Annotated in this window: 25 protein-coding genes and 3 tRNA genes; 18 read left to right on the top strand and 10 right to left on the bottom strand. The window is 53.8% G+C overall.

Translation table 11 applies throughout. The features are described 5' to 3' along the window. Positions 1–13: 13 nt before the first annotated feature. The 15 genes from cydB (at position 14) to pnuC (ending at position 10,043) form a co-directional block, all read left to right on the top strand. A complete protein-coding gene (gene cydB / locus E2L00_RS07335; RefSeq protein WP_167609091.1) occupies positions 14–1,153 on the top strand; it encodes a cytochrome d ubiquinol oxidase subunit II in 1,140 nt (379 codons plus the stop codon). A 14-nt stretch (positions 1,154–1,167) separates the two neighbouring features. Next, positions 1,168–1,278, top strand: coding sequence for a cytochrome bd-I oxidase subunit CydX (gene cydX, locus E2L00_RS07330; protein ID WP_167609089.1), 111 nt, complete (start codon positions 1,168–1,170; stop codon positions 1,276–1,278). Then, positions 1,278–1,571 (top strand): cyd operon protein YbgE, encoded by a 294-nt coding sequence (gene ybgE, locus E2L00_RS07325; RefSeq protein WP_167609086.1) that lies wholly within the window; start codon positions 1,278–1,280, stop codon positions 1,569–1,571. Before cydX ends, ybgE begins: the two co-directional genes overlap by 1 nt. A 147-nt stretch (positions 1,572–1,718) precedes the next feature. Then, the gene (gene ybgC / locus E2L00_RS07320; protein WP_167609083.1) at positions 1,719–2,123 is read left to right on the top strand and encodes a tol-pal system-associated acyl-CoA thioesterase; all 405 of its coding nucleotides are present in this window, start codon (positions 1,719–1,721) and stop codon (positions 2,121–2,123) included. Beyond that, entirely contained in the window at positions 2,120–2,806 is a 687-nt protein-coding gene (tolQ, locus tag E2L00_RS07315) for a Tol-Pal system protein TolQ (protein ID WP_167609080.1), read from the top strand. The genes ybgC and tolQ overlap by 4 nt, the downstream gene beginning before the upstream one ends. 10 nt (positions 2,807–2,816) lie before the next feature. After that, the gene (tolR, locus tag E2L00_RS07310; protein ID WP_167609077.1) at positions 2,817–3,242 is read left to right on the top strand and encodes a colicin uptake protein TolR; all 426 of its coding nucleotides are present in this window, start codon (positions 2,817–2,819) and stop codon (positions 3,240–3,242) included. A gap of 28 nt (positions 3,243–3,270) precedes the next feature. After that, entirely contained in the window at positions 3,271–4,566 is a 1,296-nt protein-coding gene (gene tolA / locus E2L00_RS07305; RefSeq protein ID WP_167609074.1) for a cell envelope integrity protein TolA, read from the top strand. A gap of 132 nt (positions 4,567–4,698) precedes the next feature. Then, complete coding sequence (gene tolB / locus E2L00_RS07300) at positions 4,699–5,991, top strand: Tol-Pal system beta propeller repeat protein TolB (RefSeq protein WP_167609071.1); 1,293 nt, start codon at positions 4,699–4,701, stop codon at positions 5,989–5,991. 26 nt (positions 5,992–6,017) lie between these two features. Beyond that, on the top strand, positions 6,018–6,536 hold the full coding sequence (gene pal, locus E2L00_RS07295) for a peptidoglycan-associated lipoprotein Pal (RefSeq protein ID WP_167609068.1): 519 nt from the start codon (positions 6,018–6,020) through the stop codon (positions 6,534–6,536). 9 nt (positions 6,537–6,545) lie between these two features. Further along, entirely contained in the window at positions 6,546–7,340 is a 795-nt protein-coding gene (cpoB, locus tag E2L00_RS07290; protein ID WP_167609065.1) for a cell division protein CpoB, read from the top strand. A gap of 164 nt (positions 7,341–7,504) precedes the next feature. Next, positions 7,505–7,580, top strand: a tRNA-Lys gene (locus E2L00_RS07285). A gap of 197 nt (positions 7,581–7,777) precedes the next feature. Continuing rightward, positions 7,778–7,853, top strand: a tRNA-Lys gene (locus E2L00_RS07280). A 54-nt stretch (positions 7,854–7,907) separates the two neighbouring features. Further along, a tRNA-Lys gene (locus E2L00_RS07275) sits at positions 7,908–7,983 on the top strand. A gap of 259 nt (positions 7,984–8,242) precedes the next feature. After that, positions 8,243–9,304, top strand: a complete 1,062-nt coding sequence (gene nadA, locus E2L00_RS07270) for a quinolinate synthase NadA (RefSeq protein WP_167609062.1) — start codon at positions 8,243–8,245, stop codon at positions 9,302–9,304. A 22-nt stretch (positions 9,305–9,326) separates the two neighbouring features. Beyond that, positions 9,327–10,043, top strand: coding sequence for a nicotinamide riboside transporter PnuC (pnuC, locus tag E2L00_RS07265; protein ID WP_167609060.1), 717 nt, complete (start codon positions 9,327–9,329; stop codon positions 10,041–10,043). Here the strand turns inward: pnuC and zitB are convergent. Then, on the bottom strand, positions 10,035–10,973 hold the full coding sequence (gene zitB / locus E2L00_RS07260) for a CDF family zinc transporter ZitB (protein WP_167609057.1): 939 nt from the start codon (positions 10,971–10,973) through the stop codon (positions 10,035–10,037). The two genes, pnuC and zitB, sit on opposite strands and share 9 nt — an antisense overlap. A 121-nt stretch (positions 10,974–11,094) precedes the next feature. Beyond that, a complete protein-coding gene (locus E2L00_RS07255) occupies positions 11,095–11,472 on the bottom strand; it encodes a protein YbgS (protein ID WP_167609672.1) in 378 nt (125 codons plus the stop codon). 315 nt (positions 11,473–11,787) lie between these two features. On the opposite strand from E2L00_RS07255, the gene aroG reads away from it, so the two are divergent. Continuing rightward, entirely contained in the window at positions 11,788–12,840 is a 1,053-nt protein-coding gene (aroG, locus tag E2L00_RS07250) for a 3-deoxy-7-phosphoheptulonate synthase AroG (RefSeq protein WP_167609054.1), read from the top strand. 134 nt (positions 12,841–12,974) lie between these two features. On the opposite strand, the gene E2L00_RS07245 is transcribed toward aroG, so the two are convergent. Continuing rightward, entirely contained in the window at positions 12,975–13,835 is an 861-nt protein-coding gene (locus E2L00_RS07245) for an NmrA family NAD(P)-binding protein (RefSeq protein ID WP_167609051.1), read from the bottom strand. 141 nt (positions 13,836–13,976) lie between these two features. Here E2L00_RS07245 and E2L00_RS07240 point away from each other — a divergent pair, with 141 nt between their 5' ends. Next, positions 13,977–14,588, top strand: a complete 612-nt coding sequence (locus E2L00_RS07240; RefSeq protein ID WP_167609048.1) for a TetR/AcrR family transcriptional regulator — start codon at positions 13,977–13,979, stop codon at positions 14,586–14,588. 257 nt (positions 14,589–14,845) lie between these two features. On the opposite strand, the gene gpmA is transcribed toward E2L00_RS07240, so the two are convergent. From gpmA to modE, 7 genes are all read right to left on the bottom strand, one after another. Further along, positions 14,846–15,598, bottom strand: a complete 753-nt coding sequence (gene gpmA / locus E2L00_RS07235) for a 2,3-diphosphoglycerate-dependent phosphoglycerate mutase (RefSeq protein ID WP_167609045.1) — start codon at positions 15,596–15,598, stop codon at positions 14,846–14,848. Positions 15,599–15,807: 209 nt separating this feature from the next. Then, complete coding sequence (galM, locus tag E2L00_RS07230) at positions 15,808–16,848, bottom strand: galactose-1-epimerase (protein ID WP_167609042.1); 1,041 nt, start codon at positions 16,846–16,848, stop codon at positions 15,808–15,810. After that, positions 16,842–17,990 (bottom strand): galactokinase, encoded by a 1,149-nt coding sequence (gene galK / locus E2L00_RS07225; RefSeq protein ID WP_167609039.1) that lies wholly within the window; start codon positions 17,988–17,990, stop codon positions 16,842–16,844. Before galK ends, galM begins: the two co-directional genes overlap by 7 nt. Before the next feature lie 2 nt (positions 17,991–17,992). Beyond that, positions 17,993–19,039, bottom strand: a complete 1,047-nt coding sequence (gene galT, locus E2L00_RS07220; RefSeq protein WP_167609669.1) for a galactose-1-phosphate uridylyltransferase — start codon at positions 19,037–19,039, stop codon at positions 17,993–17,995. Positions 19,040–19,048: 9 nt separating this feature from the next. Then, entirely contained in the window at positions 19,049–20,065 is a 1,017-nt protein-coding gene (gene galE / locus E2L00_RS07215; RefSeq protein ID WP_167609036.1) for a UDP-glucose 4-epimerase GalE, read from the bottom strand. 234 nt (positions 20,066–20,299) lie between these two features. Then, positions 20,300–21,778, bottom strand: coding sequence for a molybdate ABC transporter ATP-binding protein ModF (modF, locus tag E2L00_RS07210; RefSeq protein ID WP_167609033.1), 1,479 nt, complete (start codon positions 21,776–21,778; stop codon positions 20,300–20,302). A gap of 75 nt (positions 21,779–21,853) precedes the next feature. After that, the gene (modE, locus tag E2L00_RS07205; protein ID WP_167609030.1) at positions 21,854–22,645 is read right to left on the bottom strand and encodes a molybdenum-dependent transcriptional regulator; all 792 of its coding nucleotides are present in this window, start codon (positions 22,643–22,645) and stop codon (positions 21,854–21,856) included. Between the two features lie 129 nt (positions 22,646–22,774). Between modE and E2L00_RS07200 the strand changes: the two genes are divergently transcribed. Further along, positions 22,775–22,924 (top strand): AcrZ family multidrug efflux pump-associated protein, encoded by a 150-nt coding sequence (locus E2L00_RS07200; protein ID WP_167609027.1) that lies wholly within the window; start codon positions 22,775–22,777, stop codon positions 22,922–22,924. Positions 22,925–22,998: the final 74 nt, after the last annotated feature.

Genomic DNA, 22,998 nt, shown 5'->3' with positions numbered 1-22,998 from the left:
CAGGAGTCGTGAAATGATCGATTATGAAGTATTACGTTTTATCTGGTGGCTGCTGGTTGGCATTTTGCTGATTGGTTTTGCCGTCACCGACGGCTGGGATATGGGCGTCGGCATGCTGACCCGCTTCCTGGGCCGTAACGACACCGAACGCCGTATTATGATCAACGCTATCGCCCCGCACTGGGACGGTAATCAGGTCTGGCTTATCACCGCAGGCGGCGCGCTGTTTGCCGCCTGGCCGATGGTCTACGCCGCGGCGTTTTCCGGCTTTTATGCAGCGATGATTCTGGTGCTGGCATCCTTGTTCTTCCGTCCGGTCGGTTTTGATTACCGTTCGAAGATTGAAGACACGCGCTGGCGTAACATGTGGGACTGGGGCATCTTTATCGGTAGCTTCGTTCCGCCTTTGGTTATCGGCGTGGCGTTCGGCAACCTGTTGCAGGGTGTGCCTTTCCATATGGACGAGTACATGCGTCTGTTCTACACCGGTAACTTCTTCCAGCTGCTGAACCCGTTCGGCCTGCTGGCGGGCGTGGTGAGCGTCGCGATGATCCTGACGCAGGGTGCAACTTACCTGCAGATGCGCACTACTGGCGAGGTCTATCTGCGCTCGCGTATCATCTCGCAGATTGCCGCGCTGGTGACAATGGTGTGCTTCGCTCTGGCAGGCGTCTGGGTGATGTATGGCATTGACGGTTATGCCGTGACCTCCGTCATGAACCATCATGCGCCTTCGAATCCGCTGGCCAAAGAAGTGGTGCGTCAGGCAGGTGCCTGGCTGATGAACTTTAACGCTATGCCGGCTCTGTGGGCTATCCCGGCGCTGGGCGTGATTCTGCCGCTGCTGACCGTATTAACCGCGCGCGTGAACCGTAGCGCGTGGGCATTCCTGTTTTCATCCCTGACGCTCGCCTGCATCATTTTGACGGCGGGTATCGCGATGTTCCCGTTCATCATGCCGTCCAGCACCGTGCTGAACGCGAGCCTGACGATGTGGGATGCGACCTCCAGCCAGTTGACGTTGAACCTGATGACCTATGTGGCGCTGGTATTCGTGCCGATCATTCTGGCCTATTCGGCGTGGTGTTACTGGAAAATGTTCGGCCGTATTACCAAAGAACATATTGAAAGCAACACCCACTCTCTGTACTAAGTAAGGAGCTGATTATGTGGTATTTTGCATGGATTCTGGGAACGCTTCTTGCCTGTGCATTTGGCATCATCACCGCGCTTTCGCTTGAGCATATTGAAGCTAAAGCTGGCAAAGAAGAGCGCTAATGGAAGCGATTATCGCCAGGCTGTATGCGGTAATGGACAAGAGCCCGCTACGGGCTCTTTCCTTCATCATGGCGTTAGCCCTGGCCGGCTGCATCTTCTGGGACCCGACGCGCTTTGCCGCGAAGACCAGCGAGCTGGAAATCTGGCACGGTTTTCTGCTGATGTGGGCCGTATGTGCTGGGGTAATTCACGGTGTAGGGTTTCGCCCGCAGAAGGCGCTCTGGCAGGGCATTTTCTGTCCTTTATTGGCGCAACTGGTGCTGCTGGCCGGGCTGCTGTTTTTCTTCTTCTGAAGCTGACATCAGGCTAATCTGATTTACCTAAATTTTATGGGCTTTAACAGGCCCATAAATATTTATCTAACCTTTAATACAACCCATTCCCAACCCTCATCCTCTTGCGTATAGTAGCAACGTTTAATTGCATTACCGGGATGTAAAGTGAGTACAACGCTGTTTCGATGGCCGGTTCGTGTCTACTATGAAGATACCGATGCCGGTGGTGTGGTTTACCACGCCAGTTATGTTGCTTTTTATGAAAGAGCACGCACTGAGATGCTGCGCCAGCACCACTTTAACCAGCAAGATTTGCTGGCGGAGCGCATCGCCTTTGTCGTACGCAGGATGACAGTCGATTATCTTGCGCCTGCCCGACTCGACGATTTACTCGAAATCCAAAGTGAAATTACCTCGATGCGAGGCACTTCTATGGTGTTTACGCAGCGAATAGTCAATGCCGATGGGCGGACACTCAATGAAGCTGAGGTCCTTATCGTCTGCGTTGATCTTCTCTCAATGAAGCCTCGTGCGCTTCCCAAGTCTATTGTCGCGGAGTTCAAGCAGTGACTGACATGAATATCCTTGATTTGTTCCTGAAGGCGAGCCTTCTGGTCAAATTTATCATGTTGATTTTGATTGGTTTTTCCATTGCATCATGGGCGATCATCATTCAGCGAACGCGAATCCTCAATGCCGCCACCCGTGAAGCGGAAGCGTTTGAAGATAAGTTCTGGTCGGGCATTGAATTGTCCCGTCTCTATCAGGAAAGCCAGGGCCGCCGTGACAGCCTTGCCGGTTCCGAACAAATTTTCTATTCGGGATTCAAAGAGTTTGCCCGACTGCACCGTGCGAATACCCATGCCCCGGAGGCGGTGGTGGACGGCGCTGCGCGTGCGATGCGTATTTCAATGAGCCGCGAGCTTGAAACGCTCGAAACCCATATTCCTTTCCTTGGTACCGTAGGCTCTATCAGCCCTTATATCGGTCTGTTTGGTACGGTATGGGGAATTATGCACGCCTTTATCGCCTTGGGTGCGGTGAAACAAGCGACGTTGCAGATGGTGGCGCCAGGCATCGCAGAAGCATTGATTGCGACCGCGATCGGTCTGTTTGCCGCCATTCCAGCGGTGATGGCGTACAACCGCCTGAATCAGCGCGTGAACAAACTGGAATTGAATTACGACAACTTCATGGAAGAGTTCACGGCTATCCTGCACCGTCAGGCTTTTACCAGCAGCGATAAGCAGTAAGGGGTAAGTCATGGCCAGACGTACACGCGGTCGTCGTGAACTAAAGTCAGAAATTAACATCGTACCTCTGCTGGACGTGCTGCTGGTGTTGCTGCTGATCTTTATGGCCACGGCACCCATCATCACCCAAAGCGTTGAGGTAGACCTGCCGGATGCGACAGATTCGCAAACGGTAAGCAGTAACGATGAGCCGCCGGTCATTATCGAAGTGTCCGGCCCAGGGCAGTACAGCGTGGTGGTTGAAAAAGACCGTATGGAACAGTTGCCGTCCGAGCAGGTTGTTGCTGAAGCCCAGCGCCGCCTGCAGGCAAATCCTAAAACGGTCTTTTTGATCGGTGGTGCGAAGGATGTCCCCTATGAGGAGATCATTAAGGCACTTAACCTGCTGCACAGTGCAGGGGTGAAATCCGTCGGTCTGATGACGCAGCCAATCTGATCCATCTCGCTATATTTGGGAACTGATAGTGTCAAAGGCAACCACAGAAAACGATAAGCTCAAACGCGCGATAATCGTCTCGGTGATCCTGCATATCATCTTGATTGCGATCCTGATATGGAGTTCGTTTGATGAGCACATAGACGCCAGCGCGGGCGGCGGCGGTGGATCGTCCATTGACGCGGTCATGGTCGATCCGGGTGCCGTGGTGCAACAGTACAATCGCCAGCAGAATCAACAGGCGAGCAGTAAGCGAGCGGCAGAGCAGCGCGAAAAGCAGGCGCAGCAACAGGCTGAAGAACTTCAGGAGAAACAGGCCGCTGAACAACAGCGTCTGAAAGCCCTGGAGAAGGAGCGTCTGGAAGCGCAGGAGCAAGCGAAGCAGCAAGCGGAGCAGCAAAAACAGGCCCAGGAAGCGGCCAAAGAAGCGCAGGAACAACAGAAACAGGCCGAAGCGGCTGCGGCGAAAGCTAAAGCAGACGCGAAAGCACAGGCTGATGCTCAGGCAAAGGCGGCGGAAGAGGCGGCGAAGAAAGCCGCCGCAGACGCACAGAAAAAAGCCGCTGAAGAAGCTGCGTCAAAAGCGGCTGCCCAAGCCGCAGCGGCGAAGAAAGCTCAACAGGACGCTGAGAAAAAAGCTGCCGATGCAGCGGCGAAGAAAGCTCAGCAGGACGCTGAGAAAAAAGCTGCTGATGCAGCGGCGAAGAAAGCTCAGCAGGATGCTGAGAAAAAAGCCGCCGATGCAGCGGCGAAGAAAGCTCAACAGGATGCTGAGAAGAAAGCCGCCGCTGAGGCAGCCAAAAAAGAAGCCGCTGAAAAAGCCGCTGCTGATAAGGCTGCTGCTGCAAAAGCTGCCGCAGACAAAAAAGCGGCGGCGGATGCTAAGAAAAAAGCTGCAGCCGAGAAAGCAGCTGCCGATAAAGCAGCAGCCCAGGGCGTTGACGATCTGTTTGGCGACCTGAGCTCGGGTAAGAATGCACCGAAAACCGGCGGTGGGGCGAAAGGAGATAGCGCAGCCGCGGCCGGGAAAGGGAATAATAAAAATAATGGCGCTTCTGGGGCCGATATCAGCAACTATGCAGGTCAGATAAAATCGGCGATCGAAAGTAAGTTTTACAACGATCCATCCTTTGCCGGTAAGACTTGTACACTGCGCGTCAAACTGGCGCCTGATGGCCTGTTGCTTGATGTCAAATCGGAAGGCGGTGATCCGGCGCTTTGCCAGGCGGCTGTTGCGGCGGCCCGACTGGCGAAGATCCCAAAACCACCTAGCCAGGACGTTTATGAAGTCTTTAAAAACGCGCCGCTGGACTTCAAACCTTAACGGCATTTCCCCATGAAAATAGGGAAAACCTGACTAAGCTGTGTCAAAGGGTTTTGGTAGTTTTGGGTATGTGGGTGTTGTTAACATTCTGCTAAATTATCGCGGGCTTTTCGCCCGGATAAGGGAGATATGATGAAGCAGGCATTTCGAGTTGCATTAAGTTTCTTGATGCTGTGGGCAGCGGTGCTGCACGCAGAGGTTCGTATTGAAATCACACAAGGGGTGGATTCAGCACGTCCAATTGGCGTGGCGCCGTTCAAATGGGCAGGCCCTGGCGCCGCACCAGAAGACGTTGGCGGCATTGTTGCGGCTGACTTGCGTAACAGCGGCAAGTTCAATCCGCTGGACCGTTCTCGTTTACCGCAGCAGCCTGGCTCCGCCCAGGAAGTGCAGCCAGCGGCCTGGACCGCGCTGGGGATCGATGCCGTTGTCGTAGGCCAGGTTACGCCTAACGGCGATGGCAGCTATACGGTTGCTTATCAACTGGTGGATACCTCTGGTGCGCCAGGTACCGTTCTGGCGCAGAACTCCTACAAGGTGAACAAACAGTGGCTGCGCTATGCCGGTCATACCGCCAGCGATGAAGTGTTTGAAAAGCTGACCGGTATCAAAGGCGCGTTCCGCACCCGTATCGCCTACGTTGTGCAGACCAACGGCGGCCAGTTCCCGTATGAGCTGCGCGTTTCCGATTACGATGGCTACAACCAGTTTGTGGTTCACCGTTCTCCGCAGCCGCTGATGTCTCCGGCATGGTCTCCGGACGGCAGTAAAGTCGCCTATGTGACCTTCGAAAGCGGCCGTTCAGCGCTGGTTATTCAGACGCTGGCTAATGGCGCAGTACGTCAGGTCGCGTCTTTCCCACGGCACAACGGCGCGCCTTCATTCTCTCCGGACGGCAGCAAACTGGCCTTCGCGTTGTCTAAATCCGGTAGCCTGAATCTTTACGTGATGGATATCGGTTCCGGGCAAATTAGCCAGATTACCGATGGCCGTAGCAATAACACTGAACCAAGCTGGTTCCCGGACAGCCAGAATCTGGCCTATACCTCTGACCAGGCCGGTCGTCCGCAGATTTATAAAGTGAATATTAACGGCGGTGCTCCGCAGCGTCTGTCCTGGGAAGGTACCCAGAACCAGAATGCTGATGTAAGCGCTGACGGCAAGTTTATGGTAATGGTGAGCTCCGCAGGCGGTCAGCAACACATTGCCAAACAGGATCTGGTAGCGGGTGGCGTACAAACTTTATCGTCAACGTTCCTGGATGAAACGCCAAGTCTGGCACCTAACGGCACTATGGTAATCTACAGCTCTTCTCAGGGGATGGGATCCGTGCTGAATCTGGTCTCAACAGATGGGCGTTTCAAAGCGCGTCTTCCGGCAACCGATGGTCAGGTTAAATCTCCTGCCTGGTCGCCGTATCTGTGATAATAAAATATTAAAGGATCAAAGAAATGCAACTGAACAAAGTGCTGAAAGGGCTGATGATTGCTCTGCCTGTTATGGCCATCGCGGCATGTTCTTCTAACAAGAACGCCAGCAACGAAAGCGGTGAAGGCATGCTGGGTGCCGGCACTGGTATGGACGCTAACGGTCAAGGCAATATGTCTTCCGAAGAGCAGGCTCGTCTGCAGATGCAGCAGCTGCAACAGAACAACATCGTTTACTTCGGTCTGGACAAATACGATGTTTCTTCTGAATTTGCTGCAATGTTGGATGCGCACGCAAACTTCCTGCGTAGCAACCCATCTTACAAAGTCACCGTAGAAGGTCATGCGGACGAACGTGGCACCCCGGAATACAACATCTCCCTGGGTGAGCGTCGTGCTAACGCCGTTAAGATGTACCTGCAAGGTAAAGGCGTTTCTGCAGACCAGATCTCCATCGTTTCTTACGGTAAAGAAAAACCTGCAGTACTGGGTCATGACGAAGCGGCTTACGCTAAAAACCGTCGTGCCGTACTGGTTTACTAAGAGAATTGCATGAGCAGTAACTTCAGACATCACTTGTTGAGTCTGTCGTTACTGGTTGGCATAGCGGCCCCCTGGGCCGCTTTTGCTCAGGCGCCAATCAGTAGTGTCGGCTCAGGCTCGGTCGAAGACCGTGTCACTCAACTTGAGCGTATTTCTAATGCTCACAGCCAGCTTTTAACTCAACTCCAGCAGCAGCTCTCCGATAATCAGAATGATATTGATTCCCTGCGCGGACAGATTCAGGAAAGCCAGTATCAGCTTAATCAGGTTGTGGAGCGTCAGAAGCAAATTCTGTTGCAGATAGATGGCCTCAGCAACGGCGGCGGTGCGGCGGGGCAGGCTGGTGGTAACGATCAGGGCGCGGCGACGGCAGCACCTGACGCCGGGGCGTCTACAAACGCACCGGCTGCGAGCGCGCCTGTACAAGGTGGAGATGCCAACAGCGATTACAATGCGGCAATCGCTCTGGTGCAGGATAAATCTCGCCAGGATGAGGCAATGGCCGCGTTTCAGAGCTTTGTGAAAAAATACCCGGATTCAACTTACCAGCCTAATGCGAATTACTGGCTCGGGCAGTTGAATTACAACAAAGGGAAAAAAGACGACGCGGCGTTTTATTTTGCCTCCGTGGTGAAAAACTACCCTAAGTCGCCCAAAGCTCCGGATGCCATGTACAAGGTCGGTTTGATCATGCAGGACAAAGGCGATACCGCGAAAGCGAAAGCCGTCTACCAACAAGTGATCAAACAGTTTCCAAATACCGATGGCGCAAAACAGGCGCAGAAGCGTCTGAATGCGATGTAATGCTTGCGGCCTGACCAGATAACGCTGTTTTTCTGGTCTTGCCGCGCGATTACTAAGCAGTTAAGCGATCTGTGTCAAAATTCTTGTTGCGTCAAAATCTTAAATCAGTAATATATGCCGCCGTTGCCGGGGGATAAGTAGCTAACCGGGAGTGACACGAAAATGGGTCGTTAGCTCAGTTGGTAGAGCAGTTGACTTTTAATCAATTGGTCGCAGGTTCGAATCCTGCACGACCCACCAATTTTCGATGTGATAAGAAGTTTGTGAATCGTGAAGGGGTTGAACCTGCAGCAGGTCGACAAAATCGTCGGGAACGATTTTGAACGTCGCTCGCGACGGCCCGCAGGGCGAGTCTCAGGATGAGACGAGTAATTATCCTGCACGACCCACTAATTTTCGCTGTCACAGGTTGTAGAAGGATGCAGTAGCCGCATAGCGGGTCGTTAGCTCAGTTGGTAGAGCAGTTGACTTTTAATCAATTGGTCGCAGGTTCGAATCCTGCACGACCCACCAAATCTTGATGTGGTAAGAAGTTTGTGAAGTAGAAGAGTGCAGTAGCCGCACAGCGGGTCGTTAGCTCAGTTGGTAGAGCAGTTGACTTTTAATCAATTGGTCGCAGGTTCGAATCCTGCACGACCCACCATATTCAGACAAAGGCGCCTTTATGGCGCCTTTGTTGCATCCGGAGCCGGACCGTGCAGGAGACGAACCTGCAGCAGGTCGACAAAATCAACCAAAGCGCCTGTAAGGCGCTTTTGTTGTTTCTGAGCCTGCAAAATTCGCACGACATTCCTCTTATAATTCGCTATCTTGTTTAGCATATAAAACAACCTCCGTGATTCCTGGCCCGCTGATACTAAAATTACGACGGTTTTGTTAAGTCAGCCAAACGAGAAAGCATTATGAGCGTCATGTTCGACCCGGAAACAGCCATTTATCCTTTCCCACCGAAGCCGGTGCCGCTAAGCGTGGACGAAAAGCAGTTCTATCGCGAAAAAATTAAGCGTTTGTTGAGAGAGCGTAACGCGGTAATGGTTGCGCATTACTACACGGATCCCGAAATCCAGGCGCTGGCAGAAGAAACGGGCGGCTGTATCTCTGACTCGCTTGAAATGGCGCGCTTTGGGGCAAACCATCCCGCCTCCACGCTGCTGGTCGCGGGCGTGCGCTTCATGGGCGAAACGGCAAAAATTCTCAGTCCTGAGAAAACCATCCTGATGCCGACCCTGAATGCCGAGTGTTCTCTGGATTTAGGCTGTCCAATTGACGAATTTACGGCCTTCTGCGACCAGCACCCCGATCGCACGGTCGTGGTCTATGCTAACACTTCAGCGGCGGTCAAAGCTCGCGCGGACTGGGTGGTGACATCCAGCATTGCCGTTGAGCTTATTGAGCATCTTGATAGCCTGGGCGAGAAAATCATCTGGGCGCCCGATCGTCATTTGGGCAGCTATGTCCAGAAACAGACCGGTGCAGACGTGCTGTGCTGGCAGGGCGCATGTATCGTGCATGACGAATTTAAGACCCAGGCGCTGGCGCGCATGAAAGCGCTATATCCTGATGCGGCAATCCTGGTGCACCCGGAGTCGCCTCAGGCTGTGGTCGATATGGCTGACGCGGTGGGTTCAACCAGCCAGTTGATTGCCGCAGCCAGAACGCTGCCTAATCAGCAACTGATCGTGGCAACCGATCGGGGCATATTCTACAAAATGCAGCAGACGTGTCCGGATAAAGAGCTGCTGGAAGCGCCGACCGCCGGTGAAGGCGCAACGTGCCGAAGCTGCGCTCATTGTCCATGGATGGCGATGAACGGCCTTAAGGCTATCGCTGAGAGCCTGGAGCAGGGCGGAGCGGCTCACGAGATTCACGTGGACGCCGCGTTGCGTGAGGGGGCTCTGGTGCCGCTTAACCGGATGTTAGACTTCGCCGCTGAATTACGCCGTTCGATAAAAGGTAACGCATAGGACATGACGCTCAGGGGAAAATATGGATTTTTTTAGCACGCAAAACATTCTGGTCCACATCCCGATTGGGGCAGGTGGCTATGATTTATCGTGGATTGAGGCGGTAGGCACGCTCGCCGGGCTGCTCTGTATCTGGCTTGCAAGCCTTGAGAAAATCAGCAATTACGCGTTTGGATTAATCAACGTCACGCTGTTTGCCATTATCTTCTTCCAGATCCAGCTATATGCCAGCCTGCTGCTGCAGGTGTTCTTCTTTGCCGCCAATATTTATGGCTGGTACGCGTGGTCGCGCCAGACCAGCAATAATGAGGCCGCGCTGCGCATACGTTGGTTGCCGTTTCCTAAGGCGCTGGCCTGGCTTGCCGTCTGTGTGGGCGCGATTGGACTGATGACTTTCTTTATCGATCCTGTCTTTGCTTATCTGACACGCATTGCCGTTTCGGTGATGCAAGCGCTTGGCCTGAACGTCACCATGCCGGCGCTACAGCCGGATGCTTTCCCGTTCTGGGATTCCTGCATGATGGTGCTCTCTATCGTGGCGATGATTCTGATGACGCGTAAGTACGTGGAGAACTGGCTGTTGTGGGTGGTGATTAACGTTATCAGCGTCGTCATCTTTGCGCGACAAGGCGTTTATGCGATGTCGCTTGAATATCTGATCCTGACGTTTATTGCTCTTAACGGCAGCCGCATGTGGATTAAAAGCGCACGCGATCGGGGTTCGCGCGCGCTATCCTGATCGGTGATGATGAGCATGGCCCGGGTGGTCATGCTCGTTTAAATCGCAATGTGGCCCGTTGCAGGGTTGATACTCCATCTGCACCGTCGCGTGTTCAATCTGATATTCCTGCGCCAGGAAATGATGGATACGACCAAGCAGCGCGTCATGATCGTGTGGAGGAACCACCTGCACATGCAGCGTCATCAATGGTTTTTCCCCCACCAGCCAGATATGCACATGGTGCACGTTCCGTACTTCCGGAATGCCACGAGACAGCTTTTTCTTCAGCGTTTCAATATCTATCGCTCCAGGCGCTCCCTCAAGCAACTCATTGACGCTTTCTTTAAGCAAGCTCCACGCGCTGCGCAGAACAAGGCAGGAAACCAGTATGGATAGAATCGGGTCGATTGGTGTCCAGCCGGTCCGTAAAATGATCAGTGCGGCGATGATAGCGCCCACCGAACCGAGTAAATCGCCTAAAACATGCAGCGCCGCCGCACGAACGTTGAGATTTTTCTCTTCGCTACCGCGATGCAATATCCAGAAAGAAGCGATATTTGCCAACAGTCCAGCAATTGCGATAGTTAGCATCGTCCACCCGGCAACGGGCCGTGGGTGGCTGAAGCGCTGGATCGCCTCCCAGGCGATTAACAGGGTAATGACAACCAGCGCAAGGGCGTTCACAAATGCGGCGAGCGTCGTTAAGCGTAGCCAGCCAAACGTGCGTCGAGAGTTAGGCGGGCGTCGGGCGAACTGTACGGCGATAAGCGCTACTAACAGCGCGGCAGCATCCGTCAACATGTGCCCTGCATCGGCGAGCAATGCCAGCGAACCGGAGAACAGGCCGCCGATAACTTCCGCCACCATAAATACTGCGGTGATAGCAAAAGCCCATAACAGGCGTTTCGCGTTTGCATCCTGAGAATCGTGCTGATGTAAATGAGCCATGGTTCCCCGCAAGCTTAATTAGCATGCGTTCATTATAACCATGAATCTGTTCAACCTATTGAAAAGCATTTCATAAAAAAGGAGAGCCTGAGCTCTCCTCTATAGATATTACGGCCGCCGGCTACTGTGAAGTACCGTCAGTTTTGGTGTCTACATCGTTACCGGTTCCCGTTTCAACTTTTTTGTCCATATCCGGGCATCGTCCGTCCTTACACATCGTGTTTTTATGAACGTCTTGCGAGTCCATTCCTTCGCCGGAGGCGCTGGTGCCCTTGTCATTCGGATGCAGCATGGTGCTGGAATTGTTCACATCGCCGCCATCGGTACCCTTAGGCGCGATATTCTGGTGTGCGCCGGGCGCGGTCTGTCCCGCCTCAGCGCTTGAATTTGCCTGGCCGTTATTATCGCCACCGGCAGGTGTATCAACGGCCATAGCCGCGCCGCTTGCGGCAGAAAGTGAAGCTGTGAGGAAAAGCATGGCTAATTTATTCATCTTTATGCTCCTGTTCTTGTCGTTATTGCTGGATAACTTCTTCCAACAGTGCAAAAACTGTACCGATCGCGCCGGATATAACAGAAAAAAGTATCGGCAATAGAAATGCGATCAGAATACAATTTTGGAAAACTGATATTTTTCAGCGTTAACAGTAAAAATTGTAGCCTTGATCTCACTTTTCGCCATATTTCGGCGATCTTAAACGCTACTCCAGGATTAATCTGCCTGGAGTGTAAAATGGCGTTTACACTTCTGCGATGAAGATATAGATTGAAGGGATTGCAACTGGCAAAAATATAAAAACCTTCCGGAAATATCATGAATTATCAGAACGACGACTTACGCATCAAAGAGATTAACGAACTCCTGCCACCTGTAGCGCTGCTCGAAAAATTCCCGGCCAGCGAAAAAGCGGCCCAGACGGTTTCTCATGCACGCCAGGCTATTCATAAAATTCTAAAAGGCAATGACGATCGCCTGCTGGTGGTCATCGGCCCATGCTCTATTCACGATATCAAAGCCGCCAAAGAGTACGGTACGCGCCTGCTGGCTTTACGTGAAGAGCTGCAGGGCGAGCTTGAAGTCGTTATGCGTGTTTACTTCGAAAAACCGCGTACTACCGTAGGGTGGAAGGGGCTGATTAACGATCCGCATATGGATAGCAGCTACCAGATTAACGACGGCCTGCGTATTGCCCGTAAGCTGCTGCTTGATATCAACGACACTGGCCTGCCGGCCGCGGGCGAATTCCTTGATATGATCACGCCGCAATATCTGGCAGACCTGATGAGCTGGGGGGCGATTGGCGCACGAACCACCGAATCTCAGGTGCACCGCGAGCTGGCGTCCGGGCTGTCCTGTCCGGTTGGTTTTAAAAACGGGACCGATGGCACGATGAAAGTCGCTATCGATGCAATCAACGCGGCGGGCGCGCCTCACTGTTTTCTGTCTGTGACCAAATGGGGCCACTCTGCTATCGTCAGCACCAGCGGCAACGGCGACTGCCATATCATCCTGCGCGGCGGTAGAGAGCCGAATTACAGTGCGGCGCACGTAGCCCAGGTTAAACAAGATTTAGCGAAAGCCGGGCTGCCTGCGCAGGTGATGATCGATTTCAGCCACGCTAACAGTAGCAAGCAGTTCAAAAAGCAGATGGAAGTAGGCGCGGATGTCTGTCAGCAAATCGCAAGCGGCGATAAAGCCATTACCGGCGTAATGATTGAAAGTCATCTGGTGGAAGGGAACCAGAGCCTGGAGAGCGGCGAGCCGCTGGTCTATGGCAAAAGTATCACCGACGCCTGCATTGGCTGGGAAGACACCGAAACGCTTCTGCGCCAGTTGGCCGCAGCGGTGCAAGCACGTCGCGGTTAAGGCCGTATCAATGATAAAAAATGTTCGCTGTTCTGCACGCGGTCGCAATTTCGCGCTGCGTCGGCTGATGTCTTGCTCGACAGCCGCATGAAAACGTAGCCCCCGGCTTTCGTCGGGGGCGTTTAAAGATCGATTTATCCTTTAGCTGCCGCAAAGATTTGGCGTGCAGTCGTGGTGCCCTCCACGCGCTCCGTACCCGGCGCGCCGAAATCGATCCAGTGCGAGTTCAGCGCATCGAACATCTCCTCAAAACCCCACGTTTGTCCTTGTGGAAAGCCCATCTGTTCCAGGGTGTCGGTCCACGCTTCACGTGGCACAGCCCGCGCGGCCACCTCCCGTTTCAGCACATCGCCCAGTTGCGCAGCTATCTCGTCAGCGCTCACCAGCGAACCCAACTCGATCACGCGCCTTCCGCTCCATACCGGTCCGGTCAGCAGCCTGGCTGCTTCCGCGCCGATGTCGTCGGTGGCGGTCAGCGGTGATTTTTCGTCCGTTTTCTTGTTGAATACAGGTAGCACGCCACCTTGCCCGGTCTGTAAGCCATAGAGAAAATTCTCATAAAATCCGCCTGCACGAATGACCGCCACGGGATACGGCAGATCGCTTAGCCCCTGCTCAAGGAGGGCATTTGCCGTGATAGATCCCAGACCGCTTGTTTTCTCCGCACCGTAGGATGAAAGAATCACAACACGCGAGAGGTGCGCCGACTTAAGTGCCCTGGCGTAGGCCGCGATCGGCTTCTTTGACTCCACGAAGTCACGGGATGGGGTCCGGGTCGGGGGCAGCATGACGTATGCACTCTCCACGCCTTGCAGAGCCCGCGTTATCGCCTCCGCATCGCTCAGATCGCCGTCTATTAGTTCGACGCCCTGTTTCTCCCAGTCGGCCGCCTTTGCTCGATCGCGGACCAGCGCCCGCACCTTCCTGCCCTGCATCAGCAGGTGACGCGCGGCCGCGCCCCCCGTTTTACCCGTAATTCCCAATACTAAAATCATGATTAGCTCTCCAGGAATGATGTCAACCATTGATGCGGTGCGGTTGTCACTCTGCTATTATGGCAACCGGAACCACGTTCCGAATCATAAGCGGAACAATGTTCCGTTTGCAAGCCCTTACTTAAAAGAAGTCTCGAACGGATGATCAGCGAACCTAAAGACAACGGCGCTCCCCGCCGGATGCGTGCCGATGCGCGACAAAAGATGACAGCCTTGCTTGAAGCGGCTCTGGAAGTTTTTGCGAAGTCCGGCGTGAACGCTCCGGTGCGCGAAATCGCGCAGCAGGCAGGAGTTGGCCTGGGTACGGTATACCGTCATTTTCCGCAGCGTTCGGATCTCATCGTCGCTGTGCTGCAAAAGGGGGCGGATAGCTGTGCAGAGGCAGCTACCGTTCTGGCAAATAAGTACGAACCCGACGAGGCGTTGCTCCGCTGGATTTATATTTTCATGGATCTTGTTGCGTCCAAACGTGGCCTTGCCACGGCGCTTCAGTCGGGCGATCCCGCGTACAGCGCGTTACCCGCATACTTCAGCTCACGGATGGTGCCGGCGCTGAAAGGCCTGCTGGAGGGCGCCGCTGAGGCGAAATTCATTCGGCCAGATATTGATGCCTACGATCTGCTGCGGGCGATAGTGACGCTATGTCAGGGACCTAACGAAGAAGAGCCTCCCTATGCGCGAAAAATGGTTGCTATGCTTGTGGATGGCATGCGTTACGGAGCGACTGATACGACGACTGGCCTGCCGGAATGAAGAATAAAAAAGTAATAATGAACCCTGACACAGCCGGGTGACGTGTAATGCCGAGTGGTGTTGAAATAAAAAGGCGTGGAACAATCCACGCTTCAGAGTGATGACAAACTCTCAACCAATACCGCCGAATAAAAAATAAGGAAAATCAACGGATTGATTTTCGGCTGATAACCACAAAGAAGGAAAAACCACGCTTTTTCCTTCTTTGTCAGCAATCTAAGGCGTGGAACAATCCACGCCTTTTCACAACTTGCGAATTACTTCGCTTTACCCTGGTTCGCAACTGCCGCAGCTTTGGCTGCGATTTCATCAGCGTTGCCCAGGTAGTAGCGCTTCAGCGGTTTGAAGTTTTCATCGAACTCATATACCAACGGCACGCCGGTTGGGATGTTCAGCTCAAGGATCTCTTCTTCGCTCATGTTATCGAGGAATTTCACCAGCGCACGCAGGGAGTTACCGTGAGCCGCAACGATCACGCGCTCGCCGCTTTTCATGCGTGGCAGAATGGTTTCGTTCCAGTAAGGGATAACGCGGTCGATAGTCAGCGCCAGGCTTTCAGTGGTTGGCAGCTCTTTATCGGACAGCGATGCATAACGTGGGTCGTGGCCCGGGAAACGCTCGTCATCGCGAGTCAGCTCTGGTGGCGTAACGGCAAAACCACGACGCCATTGTTTAACCTGCTCATCGCCATATTTTTCTGCGGTTTCAGCTTTGTTCAGTCCCTGCAGCGCGCCATAGTGACGCTCGTTCAGCTTCCATGATTTTTCAACCGGCAGCCAGGCCTGATCCAGCTCATCGAGGACATTCCACAGCGTGTGGATGGCACGTTTCAGCACGGAGGTATAAGCAAAATCGAAGGAGTAGCCTTCGTCTTTCAGCAGCTGACCTGCGGCTTTTGCTTCGGTTTTACCTTTCTCAGACAGATCGACGTCATACCAACCGGTGAAACGGTTTTCATTGTTCCACTGGCTTTCGCCGTGACGAACCAGTACCAGCTTAGTAACAGCCATAGTTTACTCCTTAATAAGCCTGCGATTAATGATAACGGTTATCATTATATTGCCGTGGGCTAACCTGCGGCAATCTAAACGTTTAACATAGCGAAAAAGAGCGTGAAGTGTAAGTTGGATGTGAATCTGGCGTTATTTTTTGCCGACTTTTGGCGGGATATTCAGCAATCAGGATAAGAATTGCCCTCCCGTAAAGGAGGGCATAAGCGCTACTGCGGGATAAAGTGATATTCAGTCACGCTCAGGTATTCGTCATCCGGCTGTAACCAGCAATCCGGCTGCGGCCATTCAGGATGATTCGGGCTGTCCGGCAGATATTCGCTTTCCAGCGCCAGGCCCTGATACGCGGTATAAGTGCCCTGTTCGCGGGCCGGCGTGCCGTCCAGATAGTTACCGCTGTAGAACTGCAGCGCCGGGGCCGAGGTATAAACGGTCATTTGCAACTGCTTATCGCTGGCCCAGACGTGCGCGGCAGGCTGGCTTACATCACCTTTAGCCTGCAACAGGAATGCGTGATCGTAGCCCTTCACCAGCACCTGATCTTCTTCACGCAGGAAATCATCGGCGATAGTTTTTGCGCTACGGAAATCAAAACTGGTGTCGGTCACATCTTTCAGGCCCGCCTGCGGAATGCCGTTGGCATCTACCGGCAGATAGCTATCGGCAAAGATCTGCAATTGATGCTGGCGCACATCGTGTTGCGTGCCGTCAAGATTGAAGTAAGCGTGGTTAGTGAGGTTCACCGGGCATGGCTTATCAACCTTTGCACGAAACTCAATTGCGATGCGGTTATCCTCGGTGAGTGAGTAACGGGCCGTGGCGCGAAACTCGCCCGGGAAGCCCTGATCGCCATCCGCAGAATCGAGCGTATAAAGCACTTCCTGCTCGTTCTGACGGACAATGCGCCAGCGACATTTGTCGAACCCTTCCGGCCCGCCGTGTAGCTGATGCTCGCCCTGGTTTGCGGTAACGCTGATGGTTTTACCATCGCGCACAAATTTACCGTTTGCGATGCGGTTCGCATAACGGCCAACCGTTGCGCCTAGATAGGCAGATTGATGAAGATAATCTTCCGGCGTCGCGCAGCCAAGCAGCGTTTCACGCACGGTCCCGTCTTTCATCGGTACGCGGCATGAAAGCAGGGTTGCGCCCCAGTCCATCATGGTTACCACCATTCCTGCGCTGTTACGCAGGGTGGAAATACGGTACGGCTGCCCGTCCGGGGCAAGCTGTGGCGTCTCTTTTAGCATTGCCCGGCTCCTTCTGAAGGTTTGCAGACGTAAAAGGTTTCTTTGATGCCGGTTTTCGCTTCGTACTGTTCGGCCACCGCTTTTTCAACGGCCGGCACCAGTTCTTCAGGGATCAGCGCAACGATGCAGCCGCCGAAGCCGCCGCCGGTCATGCGCACGCCGCCTTTATCGCCAATCGTTTCTTTGACTATCTCAACCAGGGTATCAATCTGCGGAACGGTAATTTCGAAATCATCACGCATGGAGGCATGGGATTCCGCCATGAGCTGACCCATGCGTACCAGGTCGCCTTTCGCCAGCGCGTCCGCCGCTTCAACGGTACGGATATTTTCCGTCAGCACGTGGCGCACGCGTTTGGCGACTACCGGATCCAGTTCATGCGCCACGGCGTTAAATTTATCCAGTTCGACATCGCGCAGGGCTTTCTGCGTAAAGAAGCGAGCGCCGGTTTCACATTGCTGGCGGCGGGTATTGTACTCGCTGCCTACCAGCGTACGTTTAAAGTTACTGTTAATGATGACAACGGCGACGCCTTTCGGCATAGAAACGGCTTTGGTGCCAAGCGAGCGGCAGTCGAGCAGCAGGGCATGATCTTTCTTGCCCAGCGCGGAAATCAGCTGATCCATAATGCCGCAGTTACAGCCGACAAACTGGTTCTCCGCTTCCTGGCCGTTGAGCGCAAGCTGCGCGCCATCCAAAGGCAGGTGGTAAAGCTGCTGGAACACTTTACCCACCGCGACTTCCAGCGAAGCCGATGAGCTAAGCCCGGCGCCCTGCGGCACGTTTCCGCTGATTACCAGATCCGCGCCGCCAAAGTTTTTATCGCGTTTTTGCAGGTGCTTCACCACGCCACGGACATAGTTGGACCACTGCTGGGTATCATGGCTGAGGATCGGTTTATCCAGAGAGAACTCGTCGCTCTGATTGCCATAGTCGGCGGCGATGACGCGCACCATTCGGTCATCGCGTTTCGCACAGCTAATCACCGTCTGGTAGTCGATGGCGCAGGGCAGCACGAAACCGTCGTTATAGTCGGTGTGCTCGCCAATCAGGTTGACGCGACCCGGAGCCTGAATAGTCAGCGGAGCAGGGTAGCCGAAGCTATCGGCGAAGATTTGTTGGGTTTTATCTTTCAGACTCATTTTTAAACTCCCGATTGGCGAAAGTGGACGTCGGAAACGGCACGCAAGCGTTCTGCGGCTTGCTCTGCGGTTAAATCACGTTGGGTTTCAGCCAGCATTTCGTAGCCGACCATAAATTTGCGCACCGAGGCGCTTCGCAGCAGCGGCGGATAGAAGTGCGCGTGCAGCTGCCAGTGGTCGTTGCTTTCGCCGTTAAACGGCGCGCCGTGCCAGCCCATGGAATAAGGGAAGGAACACTGGAAAAGATTGTCGTAGCGGCTGGTCAGTTTTTTCAGCGCCAGCGCCAGATCGCTGCTTTGTTCTGCGCTCAGATCGGTGATACGCAGCACATGCGCTTTTGGCAGCAGCAGCGTTTCGAACGGCCAGGCGGCCCAGTACGGCACAACGGCCAGCCAGTGTTCGGTTTCCACCACGGTACGGCTGCCGTCTTTCAGCTCGCGCTGTGTGTAATCGACGAGCATGGGCGAGTCCTGCCGGGCAAAGTATTCGCGCTGCAATACATCTTCGCGCGCCACTTCATTTGGCAGAAAACTGTTCGCCCAAATCTGACCGTGCGGATGTGGATTGGAGCAGCCCATCGCCGCACCCTTATTCTCAAATACCTGCACCCACGGCCAGGTTTTACCGAGATCCGCCGTCTGCTGTTGCCAGGTTTTCACCACTTCTTCAAGGGCGGGAACAGAAAGCTGTGGTAGCGTTTTGCTGTGATCGGGAGAAAAACAGATCACCCGGCTGGTGCCGCGCGCGCTTTCGCAACGCATCAGCGGATCGCCGCTTGCCGGTGCATCCGGCGTATCTGTCATCAGCGCGGCAAAATCGTTAGTGAAAACAAAGGTGCCGGTATATTGCGGATTTTTATCGCCGGTGACACGGGTATTACCGGGGCACAAAAAACAGTCCGGATCGTGTGTCGGCAAAGTCTCCTGCGAAGGGGTTTCCTGCGCTCCCTGCCAGGGGCGCTTAGCGCGATGCGGAGAAACCAGAATCCATTGACCCGTCAGGGGATTATAACGACGATGTGGATGATCCACCGGGTTAAACTGCTCCATCATTTTTCCTTAATCCGGATAACCTTGAGGATGGCGGGACTGCCAGCGCCACGTATCATCTGCCATTTCCTGCAGCGTACGGCTGACACGCCAGTTAAGTTCTTTATCTGCTTTGGTCGCATCGGCCCAGTAAGCGGGCAGATCGCCATCTCGGCGCGGCGCGAAGTGGTAATTTACCGGCTTGCCGCACGCTTTGCTGAACGCGTTGACCACGTCCAGCACGCTGCTGCCAACGCCTGCGCCGAGGTTATAAATATGCACGCCAGGCTGGCCATGCAGCGTTTGCATAGCGGCAACGTGACCGTCGGCCAGGTCCATCACGTGGATATAATCACGTACGCCTGTACCGTCGTCGGTGGGATAGTCGTTGCCAAATATGGCCAAAGAGTCACGACGCCCAACGGCGACCTGGGCGATATACGGCATCAGGTTATTTGGAATGCCCTGTGGGTCTTCCCCCATATCACCTGATGGATGCGCGCCAACCGGGTTGAAGTAACGCAGCAAGGCCACGCTCCAGTTCGGCTGTGCTTTTTGCAGGTCCGTAAGAATTTGTTCAACCATCAGCTTGCTGCGGCCATAGGGACTTGCAGGCGTGCCGGTCGGGAAGCTTTCAACGTAAGGGATTTGCGGCTGATCGCCGTAAACGGTAGCCGAGGAGCTGAAGATAAAGTTAGTCACGTTAGCCGCGCGCATTGCAGAAATCAGGCGTAGCGTCCCGGTCACGTTGTTGTCGTAATATTCCAGTGGTTTGTTAACCGATTCACCTACGGCCTTAAGCCCGGCAAAATGGATTACTGCGTCAATCTGGTAATCATGGAAAATTTCAGCCAGCAGGCCTTCATCGCGAATATCGCCATCAATAAACAGCGGACGTTTGCCGCCGAGACGTTCGATCGCCGGCAGCACACTGCGTTTGCTGTTACACAGATTATCCAGAATGACGACATCGTGACCATTTTGCAGTAGCTGCACGCAGGTATGACTGCCAATGTAACCGCTACCACCTGTTACCAGAACTCTCATATTTCGCTCCATTACGGCTATGGTATGTATTAAACATAGCATAACAGAGATGCGAAAAGTGTGACATATGATAAATTAGTGGAATCGTTTACACAGGCGGTGACCCAAAATTCCCTGCGGGAAAAAACGATTATAAAACAACTATAAGCCTGATTGATTTTGCGGGTTGTCTGAATTTAGCGAGGAAAGGCGAGAAAAGTGGCGCAGGTGTACGCGCGCCACTTTAGCAGGAAATTAACGCGGGGATAAATCCTCAAATTCATAGCGATACGCATCGCCATCGGCCAGGAAAGTTAATCGCTTCGTAATACACTCCGGCGCATCTTCAGCATGGTGTGAAACAAACAGCAATTGGGTTTCCCCTTCGCCAATCAGAATATCCACAAAACGGCGCACCAGCTGGCGGTTAAGCGGATCAAGCCCCTGTAGCGGCTCATCAAGAATCAGCAGAGTAGGGTGCTTAACCAGCGCACGGGCGATAAGCGCCAGCCGCTGTTGGCCCCATGACAGGCTGTGGAAAGGCGCGTCGGCGATGGCGTTGTCCATACCGAGCATATGCAGCCACTCGCGGGTGAGCTTGTGCTGGCGATCGGACACGGCCTGGTAGATGCCGATGGAGTCGAAAAATCCTGAGAGAATAACGTTGCGTACCGAGGTGCTGACGCGATATTCCAGATGCAGGCTGCTGCTGACGTAGCCGATATGTTTTTTAATATCCCAGATGGTTTCGCCGCTGCCGCGTCGGCGACCAAATAGCGTCAGATCGTTGCTGTAGCCCTGCGGATGATCGCCCGTCACCAGGCTTAGCAGCGTTGATTTACCCGCGCCGTTCGGGCCGACGATTTGCCAGTGTTCGCCAGGATTCACGGTCCAGGAAAGGTTGTGCAGAACAGGGCGGTCGTTATATTCCACTACGCCATTACGCAGAATAATGCGCGGCTCGCCTTCCGGCAGCGTATAGCGGGCGCTCGGGTCGTCAGCCTCCGGTAGCGCTACGCCCGCCAGCTTCTCGCTATGTGCAAGCTGCGCAATTAACGCCTGCTCAAGCAGCTTTTTCTTCTCGCCGGTTTCAATCAACGTACAGTCGGCCAGCACGCCTGCATGCTGTACAAAGTCAGGAATTTCATCAAAACGATTTAATACCAGCACCAGCGTGTATCCCTGGGCGCTGAGTTCGCCTAATAAGCCAGCGAGCTGTTCGCGAGATTGCACATCCAGCCCGTCAAAGGGTTCGTCGAGAATCAGTAAATCTGGCTCCGGCATCAGCGCCTGACAAAGCAATGTCTTGCGCGTTTCACCGGTGGAAAGGTATTTAAAACGGCGCGTCAGCAGGTGCTGGATGCCAAAAAGCCCCGCCAGCTTTTCGCAGCGTGCCGGGTCTTTGAGCGTTTCCTGAATAATTTCTGCGGTGGTGCGGCCGGTGTCATCTTCGTCGGGGCTGAGCAGGTCGGTGTTATTACGCTGCCATTCTTCGCTCACCAGCTTCTGAAGTTGTTCAAAAGAAAGATGTGCTATACGTGGGAAAGTACATTCACGCTTGCCTTTCAGCAATGGCAGCGAGCCTGCCAGCGCGCGGGCAAGCGAAGATTTCCCGCTGCCGTTTGCTCCGACAAACGCCCAGCTTTCCCCCGCATTAATGGTTAAGTCATTGAGAGTAAGAGTTTGTGTGTCGCTCAGGCGAAAAGACCCTTGCGAAATTTGCAACGCAGACATGTGTTATCCCATTTTTTGCAGTGATAACCCCAGAATTACGGATTGTCTGCGCGTTTGTCAATTCGCCGCAACCATTCAGCACAGCGTGGCGATAATCACGCGGTCGGCATTAAAAAATGCTACGACCTCAGAGCCTTCTGCCAGACGCTGATGTTCCACCACGCTGTTTGGCACGGTAGCGCACAGCGTTTGCCCATCCGGAAGATGGACCAGCACTTCGCTTTGTTCCGCACCTTGTTGAATGCTTTGCACGGTGCCCCGCAGGCGGTTATCCGCGTGGCTGGCGCGGGTTTCATCGGTAGTGAGTTCCACCCACGGCGCTTTAATTAACACCAGCACGTCTTTGCCTTCGTTCAGGCTTAAACGTTCAGCGCTTCCCCGGGTGATGGCTGCCTTCAGACGGGTGACGCCATCGGCCAGTAAAATATCAACGTGCTGCTGAACCTGCTCGCTATCGCGATGGAGCACCGTGCCAAATAGCTGATTGCGGGCGCTGGTTTGCAGGGAGAAACGGGAAATTGCCGCGAGAAGGCTGTCGAGCGGCAGATTATCATCGCGCAGCACGTCAAACGCCTTCTGCTGGATTTGCGCCAGCAATTCATAGAGCTGAATCAACCGCTCACCGTAGCGGGTGACGACAGCGCCGCCGCCGCCTTTACCGCCGGTGACGCGTTCAACCAGCGTGTCATCGGTAAGCTGGTTCATTTCATTGATGGCGTCCCAGGCGCTTTTATAGCTGATGCCCGCAAGCTTCGCACCCTGACTAATAGAGCCGGTATGTTGTATCTGTTTAAGTAACGCAATGCGGCGTGGATCGGCGAACAACCGCTGCTGGAGCTTTAGCGTGAGTAATATTTCAGCCTGCATATCCTCTCCGGACAAGGAAAAATGCCATTTTCCTCTATTGCGGCGATGGGGGCAAATGGCACAAAAGGACAGTGCGTTTTTCTGTCGGGCCGTTAGAATAGTTACTCTTACTTTTCACCTGAGGCAATCATGTTAGAGTTATTGAAAAGTTTGGCATTTGCCGTGATCATGGTGCCGGTAGTAATGGCAGTGATCCTTGGTTTGATCTACGGATTGGGTGAAGTCTTCAACGTCTTCTCAAAAGTCGGTCACCGCGACCAGCCAAAACAACAGCATTGATTCTGCAACGCCCGCTTATGCGGGCGTTTTAGTTTGCTGACAAAGAAGGAAAAAGCGTGATTTTTCCTTCTTTG

This window comes from Cedecea colo, from assembly GCF_011808225.1.
Classification (GTDB): Bacteria; Pseudomonadota; Gammaproteobacteria; order Enterobacterales; family Enterobacteriaceae; genus Dryocola; species Dryocola colo.
Note: the sequence above shows the minus strand (reverse complement) of the source record. Positions and strands in the feature narration are given on the sequence as shown.